Genomic DNA, 12903 nt, shown 5'->3' with positions numbered 1-12903 from the left:
CTCGTCTGTCCGTTCGGCTGCGCGTAAGGCATGCCGGCCAGGACATGAAAATCGATGATAAGTAGCGCGCCGGCCCGCGTCCAAGACGCGTTCCTTATGCTTCTATAAGCGTTCTCTTATAGTGCGGCGCCGGTCAGCGGCGGAGGAAGGCACGCGAGAAAGGCACGCAGATGCGCCGAATCGTCGTCCGTGCGGAATGTGGCGGCGAGCGTCGACCAGCGCGACGCACCCGGGCCTGAGAGCTGACGGAACACGACGTCGGTGCGTCCATGCCGCGCCACCGATTCGCCGACGAAGGTCACGCCGAGCCCCGCCGCGACGAGCGCGATCGCCGTCTGGATTTCGTAAGCCTGATGCGCGATGAAAGGCGTGACGCCCGCATCGCGATACAAGGACTGCACGGTGCGCTTGAACTGCGCGTTCTGATGCTTCGGATACACGATGAGCGGCGTGTCTTCGAGTTCGGCGATACGCACCTTCTTCCTGCCCGCCAGCGGATGATCCGGCGACAGCACGGCCACCACATGTTCACGCAGCAGCGGATACGACGTGCAACCGGGGATGTCGAGCGGCTGACGTCCGATGCCGACATGAATGCGCAGGTCGCGCAGTGCATCGGTCTGTTCTTCGGTCAGCATCTCGAAGAGCTTGAGCTCGACTTCCGGATACGAGTGATGGAACGCCTTCAGCGCGGGCGGCAGGATGCTGTACATCGCGGATCGCGTGAACCCGATCGACAGCCAGCCGCGCCGCCCGATGCCGATTTCCTGCGCGCCCAGACTGGCTTGTTCCCACGAGCCGAGAATCTGACGCGCTTCGGTGCAGAGATAGTGGCCCGCCTCGGTGAGCCGCAGCGGGCGTCTCGCGCGATCGACGAGTTGCGTGCCGAGCCGCTCTTCCAGCAGCCGGATCTGCTGGCTCAACGCCGGTTGCGCGATATGCAGCCGCTCGGCCGCGCGGCTGAAGTTCAGTTCCTCCGCGAGAATGACGAAGCACTGTAAGGACCTGAAATTCATGTCGACCTTCTTGGATACGATGGCGAACGTTGCAAACGCATGAGTGCGCGCCGATGCAGGCGGTGTGCTGGATGACGTCGGGCGAAGCGATCACCGAATCTTGCCGAATGCGTGGCGATCGAGCAATCGCATCAGCGTCGCATAGGGTGGCCGCACAGCAGAGCAGGTTCGCCGACATTTTCCCTTTTTCAAAACCAACCTGTTCATCGCCATTGACACCGTACCGCTTCGCGCTTACTCGACCTTCGCTTTTCGCGGGTAGTGCGCGGCTATCTCGCGCGCTAGTTGAACAAAAGAGCCTAGCGCGGGGGGCGGACCGGGTTCCTTCCACGCGAGGTAGAGTTCGCTTTTCGCGTGCTGTTCGCGCAGAGGACGATAGACGACGTTGTCCATGTGCGTTCGTTGAACTGACGCCGGTACGAGCGTCACGCCAAACCCGGCGCTTACGAGGCCAAGCGAAGCGTAGATCTGCCCCATTTCAAAGCTCGTGGATGGGGAAAATCCGGCAAGCGCGCACAACTGGTTGATGGTGGCGTGATAGTCCGGCGCGACATCTTTCCGGTAATTGATGACGCGCAACTGCCTGCAGTCCTTGATGGAAATCCGCCGTTTTGCTGCGAGTGGGTTGTCCTTGGCGATAGCAACGTAAAACGGCTCCTGAAGCAACAAGACGCTGTTCATTCGCGTATCAGGCGGCAAAGAGCGGACGAACGCCAGATCGATGTCCCCTCGGTCGAGCGCATTGATCTGTTCCGCGGAGGAAAACCATCGAAGCTCGACTGTCACCGCGGGATAACGCTGCTGAAATTCGCGCAAGAGCGGCGGCAGCAGTGTATACGCGATGTGCTCGAAGAACCCCACCGCCACCCGGCCGACTTCCCCTCGTGCCGCGCGTTGCGAATCCACGATCGCGGAGTTCGTTTCCATCAGGATTCGCTTGGCCCGTTCTTCGAAGACCTGGCCCGCCGACGAAAGAAACACTCGTTTGCCCCGTCGCTCAAAAAGCGCTACGCCGAGTTCTTCTTCCAGATCGCGTATCTGCCGGCTCAACGGCGGCTGCGCCATGTGCAGTTCATCCGCCGCTTTCGTGAAGTTGAGTGTGCGTGCCACCACCAGAAAGTAGCGTAGATGACGCAGTTCCATGTGGAACCTCTGAGGTATCGATACGCAACTTATTATATCTTTTACATTGGACGTGACCGGTCTTACGATCGTGACATTGCGCCGACAAGTCAGGAGAGCCCTCATGGAACTTACCGCGTCACAGTTGGAAGCATACGAGCGCGATGGATTCGTTGTTCTGCCGGAGCTTTTCTCAGAAGAAGAAATTGCGCATATGAAGAGCGAGTTGCGCCGAATCCAGAAGATTGACACCGACCATCTTGTCCGGGAAAAAACGGGCGGCATTGCAAAAACCATCTACAAGGTTCACGAGACAGAAAGTCCGACGGCATCGGCGGTTTTTCACGCCGCAGTGCGCTCTCCCAGATTGCTCGGGCCGGCACAACAACTGATCGACGATGACCAGCTCTACGTCTATCACACGAAGTGCAATTTGAAGACGGCAATCGACGGTTCCGTCTGGCAATGGCATCAAGACTTCGGCACCTGGCATATCGACGGCGTGAAAGAGCCGCGGATGACAACTGCCTTGGTCATGCTCGACCAGCCGACCGAAATGGGCGGATGTCTCTACTTCATCCCGGGGAGCCACAAACTGGGTTCGCTCGATCCGACGTTCGACGAGGCAACCGGTTATCGCTTCTACGTGGTACCGAAGCCGACCATGCTCGATATTTTGTCGAGCCATCCCAAGGCCGTGCCTATCATCGGCCGCCCGGGAACAGTCGTGTTTTTCGACGCGAACATTGTGCATGCTTCGGGTCATAACCTGTCCGGTGACGATCGATGGCAGGCCTATATCGTCTACAACCAGGTGAAGAACAAGCCTGAAGAAGTAGAGCAGCCGCGACCGGATTATGTGCGCTCGACCAATTTCGCTCCGCTCGAGGCCGGTTCAGACGAGATTCTCGACAGCGTTCGGATCGGTTGAACTTGCGCGGCGTCGCTTGCCTGGCGCAAGACGGTCACGCGGATGGCCAATGTTCGACGAGATAGTCGGCGAAGATCCGGATTTTCGGCGACGACAATTTCACGCGTTCAAACAGCACGTGGACCGGCGTTGCGGGCGGTGCGTACATCTCCAGGACGGGCCGCAAGCGACCCGACTGGACGTGCTCCGCGACCTGCCATGCGGGCGCGCGCACGATCCCGGCACCTTGAATCGACGCCAGTACCAGCGCGTCCAGGCTATTCATCCACAGACGGCCCGTTACGCTGACGCGCGTGCGCATCGCACGCGACTCGAAGCGCCAGTCAACGGCCCCAGGTGCGTCTGAAAAGACGAGGCAATCGTGCTTGCGCAGATCGCCGGGAGTACGAGGCGTGCCGCGATGCGCGAGGTACGCGGGCGCTGCGCAGGTCACCATCTGAATGTCGCCGAGCTTGCGCGCGACGAGGCTCGAATCCGGCAGACGCCCGATGCGCACGGCGAGATGCAGACCCTCGTCGACCAGATTGACCGCACGATCGACGAGCAGGAGATCAACAGCCACGTCCGGATGAAGCTCGAGAAAGCGCGGCAAAAGTGGCGCGATCACCAGCCGGCCGAGCAGGTTCGGCGCGCTGAGCCGTAGGCGGCCAGAGAGCTTGCCACGCCCCGCCGACATCGCACTGCCGAGTTCATCCACTTCGCCAAGGATTGCCTTCGCGCGGTCGTACAGGATGCGACCTTCGTCGGTCATCGCGAGATGGCGTGTGGTGCGTCGAAGCAGTTGCGCGCCGAAATGCTCTTCCAGCGCCGAAATGTGCCTGCTGACCGAAGTTAGCGACATCGGAATCGCGCGCGCGGCGGCCGACAAACTACCGGCATCGACGACCCGCACGTAGACGTTCATTGCTTCGAGGCGGTCCATGATTCGGCTCTTCCGTATTCAGCAAGGGTGATTGCCGCATCAGAGGGATACTGGCGAAATCCGGAATAGTCTACATTCGTCGCAAACGGAATAGCAAAGGCGGGGCGCAGCCTGAGGAGCACAGAGATGAAACGGTCGGTGTATTGGCTGATGGCCGCGGCGGCGGGCATCGTGGTCGCGAACAACTACTACAACCAGCCCTTGCTCGCCGACTTCGCGCTCACGTTTCACACCACCGAGCGCGCAGCCGGTGCAGCATCGGTTGCGACGCAGACCGGCTATGCGCTCGGACTTCTGCTCTTCGTTCCGCTGGGCGACATGCTCGATCGACGTTCGATACTGGGCACGCTGCTGTGCATCTCGAGCCTCGCACTCGCCGCAGTGGCAGTGTCACCGACACTCGACTGGCTCGTGGCCGCCAGTTTCCTGACCGGGCTTACCAGCGTCGCGCCGCAGTTGCTCACGCCCTTCGCGGCGCAAATTGCAGGACCCGAGCGACGCGGCGAAGCGGTCGGCATCGTGATGTTCGGATTGCTATCCGGCATCCTCATGTCGCGCGCGGTATCCGGATCGATCGCCCAGCATTGCGGATGGCGGACCGTGTACTGGCTTGCATCCGCAGCGATGCTTGTCACGGCCGCCGTACTGTCGCACAGGCTGCCTCGCTCGACGCCGACTTGGTCGGGCACGTACCGACGCCTGATGGGTTCGCTATGGACGCTGATCCGCGAAGAGGCGCTCTTGCGCCGGACGTCGGCGATCGCGGCCCTTCAGTTCGCTGCGTTCAGCGCATTCTGGGTCACGCTGACGTTTCATTTGCGCAGCATGAATGCGCATTACGGCAGCGAGATCGCCGGTCTGTTCGGACTTGTGGGCGTGGTCGGAGCGCTGGCCTCGACGGGAGCGGGCAAGCTGATAGACAAGCGCAATCCGCGTCTTGTGGTTTTGGCGAGCTCCGCAATTTTCTTCATGGCGTTCGCAATCTTCGCGTGGGTGGGCTACGGTATCGCCGGTCTGATCGCCGGTGTGATCCTTCTCGATTTCGGGCTGCAAAGCGCACACGTCGCAAACATGGCACGCAGCATGAGCATCAGGAGCGATGCGATGAGCCGCATTAACACGCTGTATATGACGATTCGCTTCGCGGGCGGCGCGCTCGGTTCGTTGCTGGGCGTGTGGGCGTGGAGCGTATGGCAATGGCCGGGAGTGTGTGGTGTCGGCCTCATTCTCGCGTGCGGGTCTTTGGCGTTGCAGGCCGGACCGGGGGTGGCCGGTGCCGGCGTGCAGGAAAGATGTTTGCGCGATTGATTCGACATGTGCGGTGATCTGGTTGCGGAACACGTGCTTGACGAATGACGTTCTTGCCGCAGTGCATCGGAAGGCTCAGTCTTCCGACGAACGCATCGACACGTCGCCGATGAGTACCCCTCTCAACCGTTCTCGTAACGCGAGAACGTTGTCCGCACCGTTCAACTGCTCGAACTCCCGTTGCGCTTCCTGCCAGAGAGGGGCTGCTCTTTCATGCAGGCGCCGTCCCTCCTTGGTGAGTTCGACAAGGCGGCTTCGGCCATCGGTGGGCGAGGGCTTGATCGTGACGAAACCGTCGCGCTCCAGGAAGCCCACCATCTTCCCCATCGCGGTTCGTTCGATATCGAGCCGTTCGGCAAGCGCGTTGACCGGGGTACTTCCCACTTCGCGCAGGGCGGCCAGGGTGAGGAATTGCGTGATGCGCAGACCCGAGGGCTCGAGATGGCTATCGTAGAGTCGGGAGATCTGCCTGCTCGCCTTCCTCACGGCGAAGCAGTTGCATTGATCGATGCCGAGCGGCTTATTTACTGGCAACATCCGTTGCACTCCTCATTCGGTTAATTGCGAGAAGCTTACGCGCGCGTCGTGCGAAGGTGCGGCGATAGCTATTCAAGGACCTGTTCACACGAAGGCGTCCCGATACTTCGCGACGAACTCCTGGACCGACAGCGGCGGCTTCCCGGTGATCTTCTCGACGGCGTCGTTAGTGCCCGAGAAAATGCCGTCGCGATAGTCCTGCGCGACTTCGACCAGATGCTGCGTGAGGAACGGCGGAAACTTGTAAAGGGTTTCCATCTTGATCCGAAACTCCTCGATGGAAGTCGGCGCGTATTCGATCCGGGCGCCGAGAACCTCGCTCATTTTGGCTGCGATCTCGACGTGATTCATCTCGACGGGGCCGTGGAGCGTGTAGGTCCTGCCCTCGTGGCCTTCGGGGTTGGCGAGGATGTGGGCGATCACGCGTCCCTGATCGTCGCTGGAGATAGGCGCGTGACGGCCGTTGCCGAACGGAAATTCGATCTTCTTCGTGGCCCAAATTTCCCGCGCGAAATGCGGATAGACGAGCCAATCGGCAAAGAACGTCGGGCGCAAATGCGTAGTCGCGACACCCGACCAATCGAAGACTCGCTCGGAGACCCAGTGATCCTGTGCTGCGTGGCTCATCGATTCCCGACGCGCGGAAATCTGCGACATGTTGACGATCGCCGTGACGCCCGCTTCCTTTGCTGCCTGCGCGAAATAGGCCGCGGCCCCGATGATTCCCGGCGCAATCGGATGAAGGAAATAGGCCGATCGAATGCCTTCCATCGCTGCCCGAATATCGTCGATGTCGGTAAAGTCCCCGACCGCGACATCGACGCCGCGCTGCCTCAGCGCTTCCGCTCGATCGTCATCCGTACGCACATATGCCCGCACGCGTTTGCCCATCTCGAGCAGTTCGTCAATAGCATTGCCTCCGGTCCGTCCGGTTGCACCGCTCACAAGAATCTCAGGTCCGTTCATCGCTTCGCTCCGTTTGAAAGTGAGAGCATATGCTCTCTTGAGATGGAGATTAGGTGCATATGCTCGTATAGTCAAGTTTTTTGTCGGCTCTTTCACGCAGAGCGGAGCGTCGGCGCAAATTCGGCCGACAGACATCCTTCAAACGAAAGCAGGGAGACGACGCGCTCTGCCGCTCTCCATGCGCCATGCGCCCCGTCGAATACAGCGCGGAGAGCGCTATCCCCGGCAGCTTCCGGTCATCCTCATTCGGATGCGACAGCAAGGCCGATGGCCAAGTCCCTGCGGAATGACGCGGGCGATTACCTTGTCATCTGGAAGCGCGTGAACGGACAGCGGAAGCAGTATCGCGACATATACGAGGCCGGCCGCGTGTTGCCGGTGCTAACAGCGGTACATGCGCGGCGGCGGGAATGGGCGATCGTGATGATATGCATCGGTGCCTTCCACGGCACCACGCGCTACTACTGCGGCATCGGCCGGTCTACTGCGGCATCCCAGATCCCCATCGCGTCGTTCACGGCCTTCTCGATGACGGCATGCCGGACTGAATCGCGGGCGAGCACGGACAACCCCTGAAAAAAGCAGTCGAGCGCGATGGATAGCGACGCCGGATCCGTGCTGCTGCGCAGCTCCCCACTCTTGATGCCCCGTGCCACGCAGGCGCGGAAGCCAGCGCGCGTGCGATTGCGCACCTCACGAAGCAACTGAGTGACGGCTTCGCTGCCGGTGGAACTGGCCCCGACACCTAGCGCGACCATACAGCCTTTCGGGTGGCCGCTCTCGGTCTGCATCCTTGCCGACCGAAGCATCGCCAGAAACACGCCCTCCCGTGGCGGAAGCGACGTGTCATGGAGACTGCGCGTCACCTTGCCGTAAATCTCCATGTATCGTTCCAGCGCCTCCTTGTACAGCGCCTCTTTGGACTCGAAGGCCGCATAGAAGCTGGGCGCGGAGATGCCCCCGCCGATCGCGGCCTTCAACTGCGACAAAGACGTCGATTCATAGCCATGTTCCCAGAACAGATGCATCGCCGAAATGATTGCCGCATCGCGGTCGAACGTGCGTGGCCGACCCCGCTGAACCATGAACATCTCCTTCAGTCGAAATATACATACTAGTCGATACATAATTTCGTTGCAAGTCGCGAGTCGGCACCTCTGGTGCATGTCAGCGGGCCGTTCAAGAAAGCGGTTGACACAGCCTTCCGTATTCTTTTAAATATGTACCATTCGGTATGTAAAGCCGGAGCCGCGCGGGGTCATCACACGAATCCCGCATTTTTTTAGCTATTTGTGTACCATTCGGTATGGAATAAGCCAATGTCCAAAGAACTCGAAGCACGTCTTGACGCCATCGACAGCCGCTTCGCCATCGAGGCGCTGATCGCCAACTACGCCGAGGCGTTCGACACCATGAATATCGAGCTGCTGGCCACGCTCTGGCATCCCGACTCGCGACTGCACCTGGGCGCGAACGGCAACTCCGATGGCCTGGAGGCGATCCTGGCGCAAGCGCGCATCAACATGAAGCGCATGCCCCACATGCATCATTGGATGGCGAACGCGCTAATCACGGTGGACGGTGACAACGGCCACGGCCTTGTAGCGGCGGACTGTCTTTTCTACGACGTCGATCAGGGCACGCTACAGGTGAGCGGCCAATACCGCGACATCTATCAGCGACGCGAAGGCCGCTGGGCATTCGTGGAGCGCACCTTCACCATGCACTACGCGACGCCGCTCCAGAACTGGCAGCCCATCGCGGGAACGGAGCGCTTCGGCCGTCCGGCTTGATGCGGCCCGCGGCCGCCGGGACTTATGCATATGACAACCTCTTCCACACGTCGATGGTCGGCGTTCGCGGTGTTGCTGGTGGGCGCATTTCTGCCGCCGCTGGACTTCTTCATCGTGAACGTCGCCCTGCCGTCCATCCAGAGCACGCTCCACACGAGCGCTGCGGAGCTGCAACTCGTCATTTCCGGATATGCCGCGGCCTACGCGGTTTTCCTTATCACAGGCGGACGGCTAGGCGATCTATTCGGACGACGAAGTATCTTTCTGATCGGCGTCACGGGCTTCGGACTGACATCGGTGATCTGCGGGCTCGCATCGTCGCCCGCCATACTGATCCTCGGGCGAGTGCTGCAGGGTCTGAGCGCCGCCGCCATGGCGCCGCAAGGACTGGCCTCCATTCACGCCCTGTTTCCAGAGAAAGAGCGTGCGCGCGCCTTGGGCCTATACGGCGCGGCGGTGGGTCTGGCCGCCGTAGCCGCGCAGGCGCTCGGGGGCGCGTTGATCTCTGCGGACGTCTTTCACCTTGAGTGGCGCGTCGTCTTTCTCATCAACTTGCCCGTCGTCGCCGCTGTTCTGATCTTCGGGCTGCCGTTGCTACCCGACGTCCGCGGTGACAGCCCGGCACCTGTAGACCGAATCGGCGTGCTGCTCTGCGCACTCACGCTGGCCTTCCTCATCGTGCCTCTGGTCGAAGGGCGGGAGCTGGATTGGCCGTGGTGGGCCTGCGCAATGCTGATCGCATCCCCCGTCGCCGGGGTGGGCTTCTGCCGATATGAGATGGCCTACGCCCGCCGAGGCGGCGTGCCTCTAATCAGCGTGGAGCTGATCCGCAGGCCCGGCCTGATGAGCGGGCTTACGGGCGTCCTTTTCTTCTACGTCGTCTCTGCATTCTTCCTGACGTTCTCCGTCTACCTCCAGGCGGCGCTTGGGATGAGCCCATTCGAGACAGGGCTGGTGTTCCTTCCGTTCGGTGTCGGCGCCTTTATCGGGCCGCTGACGACCCCGCTGGCCATTCGCCTCTTCGGCGACCGCGTCCCCGCCATCGGCATGATGCTGGAGGCCGCCGGCTGCATACTCCTCGCCGCCCTCGTGGCCGGCGCGCCCGGACAGATGCCGGCTCAGTTTCCGCTGATAGGAGCAGTAGCGCTCTTGGGATTCGGTCAGGGCTGGGCGCTGCCGACGCTGGTGCGCTCGGTTATCAATCGCGCACCGGCGACCGGTTCCGGGATGATCGCGGGCATCACGAATTCGGCGTTGCAAATCAGCGCAGCACTGGGTGTCGCGGTCATCGGCGGTGTTTTCTTCAGTGTCGCGGGGACTTCCCCGGATTCGGTGACCTTGGCCAGGGCACTGGTCATCGCCATGATGTGCGTCGGCGGCAGTCTGACCGTTTCGGCCGTCCTGTCTATCGTCGCTTCGAGATCGAGCATTCATGCCGCTGCGAGGGCGGCGCCTCGTTGAGTCCGGCGCGCCATCACTCACGGCATTGCAGGGCCGTGGACATGTCGATGGCGACCCCGTGCCATTTCGGCCAGCACCATCGTCGGTTCGAGCGCCAATGCGCCAGGACCGGCGCTCGGGCACCTTCAAGCGGGACCTGTCCGCCGAGCCGGAAGACGACGCCTCCCCCGCGCTCGATACCCATCCGCGAGGGCACGCTCCGCAGTCTCTGTCGCGCTGAGCGCGAAGTCGGTCCGGCGCGATATCGTGTCTTATCCGCGGTTTGCATCGGTCGGCGAAGGCGCGTCTGTCGGCCCCTCAGAATGCCGGAATGATCGCGCCTCGATAGCGCGACAGGATGAACTGCCTGACTTCGGGAGACTGATAGGCGGCGACGATCTGCTGCACCCACGGCTTGTTCGCATCCTGCTCGCGTACGGCGATCAGACACGCGTAGACCCCGGAGCCGTCCTCGCGCAGGATCGTGTCCTTCGCCGGGTTGAGTCCGGCCTTGATCGCATAGTCCGCATTGACCGTCGTAGCGTCGAAATCGTCGAGCGTGCGCGGAAGCTGCGCCGCATCCACTTCCTTGAATCGGAAGTGCCTGGGATTGTCGATGATGTCGAGGGGCGTCGCGTTGACGCCCGTGACAGGATCGATGCCCTGTCGCAGCCGAATGCTGCCCGCCTTCTGCAACAGCAGGAGAATCCGGCTCTCGTTGGCGGGATCGTTCGGAATGCCGATGGTCGCGCCGTCCGGCAGGTCCGAGTACTTCCGGTAACGCTTCGAATAGAGTCCGATCGGCCCGATCCACGTGCGGCCGATGCCGACCAGCTTGTAGCCGCGCGCGCGAATCTGCGAGGAGAGGAAAGGCCGGTGCTGGTAGCTGTTGGCATCGAGATCGCCTGCGTCGAGGGCCGCGTCGGGCTGAATATAGTCGTTGAACGACACGATCTTGATGCGCAGACCGTAGTCGCGCTCCGCGACCTTTTTCACCGCCTCGAAGATTTCCTCATGAGGTCCGCTCGTCACGCCGATCTTGAGCAAGGGCGTTTCCGCCTGCGCGGTCGCGCTCACGACCACGGCAAAAAATGCGCATAGCAGCGCGCGCAGAAGGGAAAGGGAGAATCGTTGCACGAGAACTGTGTCCTTGTCGTGAGGATGGCGAACCCGGTCATTCTATGGACCCGATCCCGTTCCGATAACCAATCCGTTGGCATAACCTTATGCCGGCCTGCCTTCGGTTTCGGCGCGCGTCACGGCAGGATGTAAAGGTCCGCGAAATTGCCTCTCAGACCTTCGCCTGTGGATGCATGGTTCTTCACTTTGGTCGATGCGATCGTGATGTTCGGATTGGCGCCGAACTCGATCGACGGAATATCGTCATGCACGATCTGCTGGAACTGCCGGAACAGCTGACGGCGCCTGTTTTCGTCGGTTTCCACCGAGGCCGCTTCGAGCAGTCGGTCCACTTCCGGATTCGAATAGTGCGCGGCCTGAAGATCGCGCGCAGTTTGCTGGAATGGCCGCGCGCCATGGCGAAAGCGCATGGCGCGGCGCGTCGTCTCACGAATAGAACGACGGCTTCGGAATTCGTCCGTTGAGCGCCCAGTCGCCCAGCTCGCGCACCTTGTAATCGAGCGGATCGTGCAGCGTATGCACGCGCACATTGCGCCAGAAGCGGTCGAGCCGCAACGCCGCCGTCGTCGAGCGCGCGCCCGTCACTTCGAACATGCGATGCGCGACGTCGAGCCCCGCGCGCGCCGCCGCCACCTTCGCCGTGGCGACTGCGACGGCCACTTCGCCGCGCTCGCTTTCGGTGAGGGAAAGGCCGCGCGCCCACGCGCGATCGAAGGCCTGCATCGAACGTTCGACTAGCAGACACGCCCCTTCGAGCGCGACAAAGAAGTCGCCGTAGTGCGCGATCACGTACGGATCCTCGGCGGGACGCTCGGCCTGCGAGGCAATCCACGGCCGCGTCTGCGCGAGCGTCGCGTCGCGCGCCGCCTGCAATGCGCCTTCGCCGATGCCGAGATAGATATGGCACAGGATCGACTGCGCGAGCAGCGGCCGCAGCGTCGCGAACGGGCTGGAAAGCGGTCCGGGATTGAGCAACAATTCGTCCGCCGCGATGGGCACGCGCTCGAAGATCACCGTGCCGCTGTCGGTCTGGCGCTGCCCCATGTTGTCCCAGTCGTCGAGCACGGTGATGCCCGCGCGATTCGTCGGTGTGATGCCGATCAGCAGCCGCCCGTCGCCATCGAACGCGGACGCGAGCAGCTGGTCCGAATCGCGGGCGCCGGAACAAAAGCTCTTGCGGCCATCGAAAACATAGCCGCCGGCGTCGCCTGGCAGCGCGCGCGTGCTCTTGTCGAGCGGATTGAGCGCGTTGCCCCAGAACCAGCCCTGCGCGACAGTCTCACGCGACCAATGGCGAATCTGCGCATCGCTGCCGAAGAGGCGGATCGTCGCGAGTTGCAGATGATGGAACGCGAACAGATGCGCGAGCGAGCTGTCGACTCGTGCCATCCGTCTGACGACATCGAGCGTCGTCGACCACGGAGCGCCGTCGCCGCCGTACTCCACCGGCAACGACAGTCGCAGCAGGCCGCTCTCGCGCAACAGGCGGCGCTCATGAAAGGCGGTGCCGCCGGCCTTGTCGCGTGCCGCGGCGGTTTTCGCCCATTCGCGCAGCACCGCTTCCAAAGGCTCGGCCCACGGGGCGTCTTGAGTGCGGCTCATTGCAGTGTCTCCTGTCGATGAAGGGTGCGCCGTGTTCGATGCCCGGCTTTGGCGTCAAACCGGAAAACCATAGATAAATACATTGGTTTGGCTTGGATGGGCCGATTTGTAAGCTTGTCGCGCACC

13 protein-coding genes are annotated in these 12903 nt (G+C 61.8%); 4 read left to right on the top strand and 9 right to left on the bottom strand.

Annotation, left to right across the window (positions count from 1 at the left end):
• Positions 1 to 116: 116 nt before the first annotated feature.
• Together NCR93_RS29490 and NCR93_RS29485 are read right to left on the bottom strand one after the other, a co-directional pair.
• Positions 117 to 1016, bottom strand: a complete 900-nt coding sequence (locus tag NCR93_RS29490) for a LysR family transcriptional regulator (protein ID WP_175982437.1) — start codon at positions 1014 to 1016, stop codon at positions 117 to 119.
• A 234-nt stretch (positions 1017 to 1250) separates the two neighbouring features.
• Positions 1251 to 2159 carry a LysR family transcriptional regulator gene (locus NCR93_RS29485; protein ID WP_175982438.1) on the bottom strand — a complete coding sequence of 303 codons (909 nt, stop codon included), beginning with the start codon at positions 2157 to 2159 and terminating at the stop codon, positions 1251 to 1253.
• A 103-nt stretch (positions 2160 to 2262) separates the two neighbouring features.
• Between NCR93_RS29485 and NCR93_RS29480 the strand changes: the two genes are divergently transcribed.
• Positions 2263 to 3069 carry a phytanoyl-CoA dioxygenase family protein gene (locus tag NCR93_RS29480; protein WP_008345400.1) on the top strand — a complete coding sequence of 269 codons (807 nt, stop codon included), beginning with the start codon at positions 2263 to 2265 and terminating at the stop codon, positions 3067 to 3069.
• A 34-nt stretch (positions 3070 to 3103) separates the two neighbouring features.
• Here the strand turns inward: NCR93_RS29480 and NCR93_RS29475 are convergent, their stop codons facing one another.
• Entirely contained in the window at positions 3104 to 3973 is an 870-nt protein-coding gene (locus NCR93_RS29475) for a LysR family transcriptional regulator (RefSeq protein ID WP_241814143.1), read from the bottom strand.
• 144 nt (positions 3974 to 4117) lie between these two features.
• On the opposite strand from NCR93_RS29475, the gene NCR93_RS29470 reads away from it, so the two are divergent.
• The gene (locus tag NCR93_RS29470; protein ID WP_175982440.1) at positions 4118 to 5299 is read left to right on the top strand and encodes an MFS transporter; all 1182 of its coding nucleotides are present in this window, start codon (positions 4118 to 4120) and stop codon (positions 5297 to 5299) included.
• Between the two features lie 75 nt (positions 5300 to 5374).
• Here NCR93_RS29470 and NCR93_RS29465 read toward each other — a convergent pair whose 3' ends face one another.
• From NCR93_RS29465 to NCR93_RS29455, 3 genes are all read right to left on the bottom strand, one after another.
• Entirely contained in the window at positions 5375 to 5836 is a 462-nt protein-coding gene (locus NCR93_RS29465) for a MarR family winged helix-turn-helix transcriptional regulator (protein WP_008345403.1), read from the bottom strand.
• A gap of 84 nt (positions 5837 to 5920) precedes the next feature.
• Positions 5921 to 6802: an NmrA family NAD(P)-binding protein gene (locus NCR93_RS29460; RefSeq protein ID WP_175982488.1), complete on the bottom strand. Its 882-nt coding sequence runs from the start codon at positions 6800 to 6802 to the stop codon at positions 5921 to 5923.
• 461 nt (positions 6803 to 7263) lie between these two features.
• Positions 7264 to 7887 carry a TetR/AcrR family transcriptional regulator gene (locus NCR93_RS29455; protein WP_175982441.1) on the bottom strand — a complete coding sequence of 208 codons (624 nt, stop codon included), beginning with the start codon at positions 7885 to 7887 and terminating at the stop codon, positions 7264 to 7266.
• 234 nt (positions 7888 to 8121) lie between these two features.
• Here NCR93_RS29455 and NCR93_RS29450 point away from each other — a divergent pair, with 234 nt between their 5' ends.
• Together NCR93_RS29450 and NCR93_RS29445 are read left to right on the top strand one after the other, a co-directional pair.
• Positions 8122 to 8595 (top strand): nuclear transport factor 2 family protein, encoded by a 474-nt coding sequence (locus NCR93_RS29450; RefSeq protein WP_175982442.1) that lies wholly within the window; start codon positions 8122 to 8124, stop codon positions 8593 to 8595.
• Between the two features lie 24 nt (positions 8596 to 8619).
• Positions 8620 to 10056, top strand: a complete 1437-nt coding sequence (locus NCR93_RS29445; RefSeq protein WP_175982443.1) for an MFS transporter — start codon at positions 8620 to 8622, stop codon at positions 10054 to 10056.
• A gap of 297 nt (positions 10057 to 10353) precedes the next feature.
• Here NCR93_RS29445 and NCR93_RS29440 read toward each other — a convergent pair whose 3' ends face one another.
• From NCR93_RS29440 to NCR93_RS29430, 3 genes are all read right to left on the bottom strand, one after another.
• A complete protein-coding gene (locus NCR93_RS29440) occupies positions 10354 to 11172 on the bottom strand; it encodes a MetQ/NlpA family ABC transporter substrate-binding protein (RefSeq protein WP_502799865.1) in 819 nt (272 codons plus the stop codon).
• A gap of 119 nt (positions 11173 to 11291) precedes the next feature.
• Positions 11292 to 11585, bottom strand: coding sequence for a peptide ABC transporter substrate-binding protein (locus tag NCR93_RS29435; RefSeq protein WP_008345409.1), 294 nt, complete (start codon positions 11583 to 11585; stop codon positions 11292 to 11294).
• Between the two features lie 16 nt (positions 11586 to 11601).
• The gene (locus tag NCR93_RS29430; protein WP_175982445.1) at positions 11602 to 12777 is read right to left on the bottom strand and encodes an acyl-CoA dehydrogenase family protein; all 1176 of its coding nucleotides are present in this window, start codon (positions 12775 to 12777) and stop codon (positions 11602 to 11604) included.
• Positions 12778 to 12903 lie beyond the last annotated feature (126 nt).

It is taken from the genome of Caballeronia sp. ATUFL_F1_KS39, assembly GCF_023630985.1.
GTDB lineage: Bacteria > Pseudomonadota > Gammaproteobacteria > Burkholderiales > Burkholderiaceae > Caballeronia > Caballeronia zhejiangensis.
This window is presented reverse-complemented; position numbering and strand designations above follow the sequence as displayed.

What these genes read in the sequence shown, in the direction of transcription:
- NCR93_RS29490 (WP_175982437.1), bottom strand. Translation starts at nt 1,016, where the DNA reads ATGAATTTCAGGTCCTTACAGTGCTTCGTCATTCTCGCGGAGGAACTG.
- NCR93_RS29485 (WP_175982438.1), bottom strand. Translation starts at nt 2,159, where the DNA reads ATGGAACTGCGTCATCTACGCTACTTTCTGGTGGTGGCACGCACACTC.
- NCR93_RS29480 (WP_008345400.1), top strand. Translation starts at nt 2,263, where the DNA reads ATGGAACTTACCGCGTCACAGTTGGAAGCATACGAGCGCGATGGATTC.
- NCR93_RS29475 (WP_241814143.1), bottom strand. Translation starts at nt 3,973, where the DNA reads ATGAACGTCTACGTGCGGGTCGTCGATGCCGGTAGTTTGTCGGCCGCC.
- NCR93_RS29470 (WP_175982440.1), top strand. Translation starts at nt 4,118, where the DNA reads ATGAAACGGTCGGTGTATTGGCTGATGGCCGCGGCGGCGGGCATCGTG.
- NCR93_RS29465 (WP_008345403.1), bottom strand. Translation starts at nt 5,836, where the DNA reads ATGTTGCCAGTAAATAAGCCGCTCGGCATCGATCAATGCAACTGCTTC.
- NCR93_RS29460 (WP_175982488.1), bottom strand. Translation starts at nt 6,802, where the DNA reads ATGAACGGACCTGAGATTCTTGTGAGCGGTGCAACCGGACGGACCGGA.
- NCR93_RS29455 (WP_175982441.1), bottom strand. Translation starts at nt 7,887, where the DNA reads ATGGTTCAGCGGGGTCGGCCACGCACGTTCGACCGCGATGCGGCAATC.
- NCR93_RS29450 (WP_175982442.1), top strand. Translation starts at nt 8,122, where the DNA reads ATGTCCAAAGAACTCGAAGCACGTCTTGACGCCATCGACAGCCGCTTC.
- NCR93_RS29445 (WP_175982443.1), top strand. Translation starts at nt 8,620, where the DNA reads ATGCATATGACAACCTCTTCCACACGTCGATGGTCGGCGTTCGCGGTG.
- NCR93_RS29435 (WP_008345409.1), bottom strand. Translation starts at nt 11,585, where the DNA reads ATGCGCTTTCGCCATGGCGCGCGGCCATTCCAGCAAACTGCGCGCGAT.
- NCR93_RS29430 (WP_175982445.1), bottom strand. Translation starts at nt 12,777, where the DNA reads ATGAGCCGCACTCAAGACGCCCCGTGGGCCGAGCCTTTGGAAGCGGTG.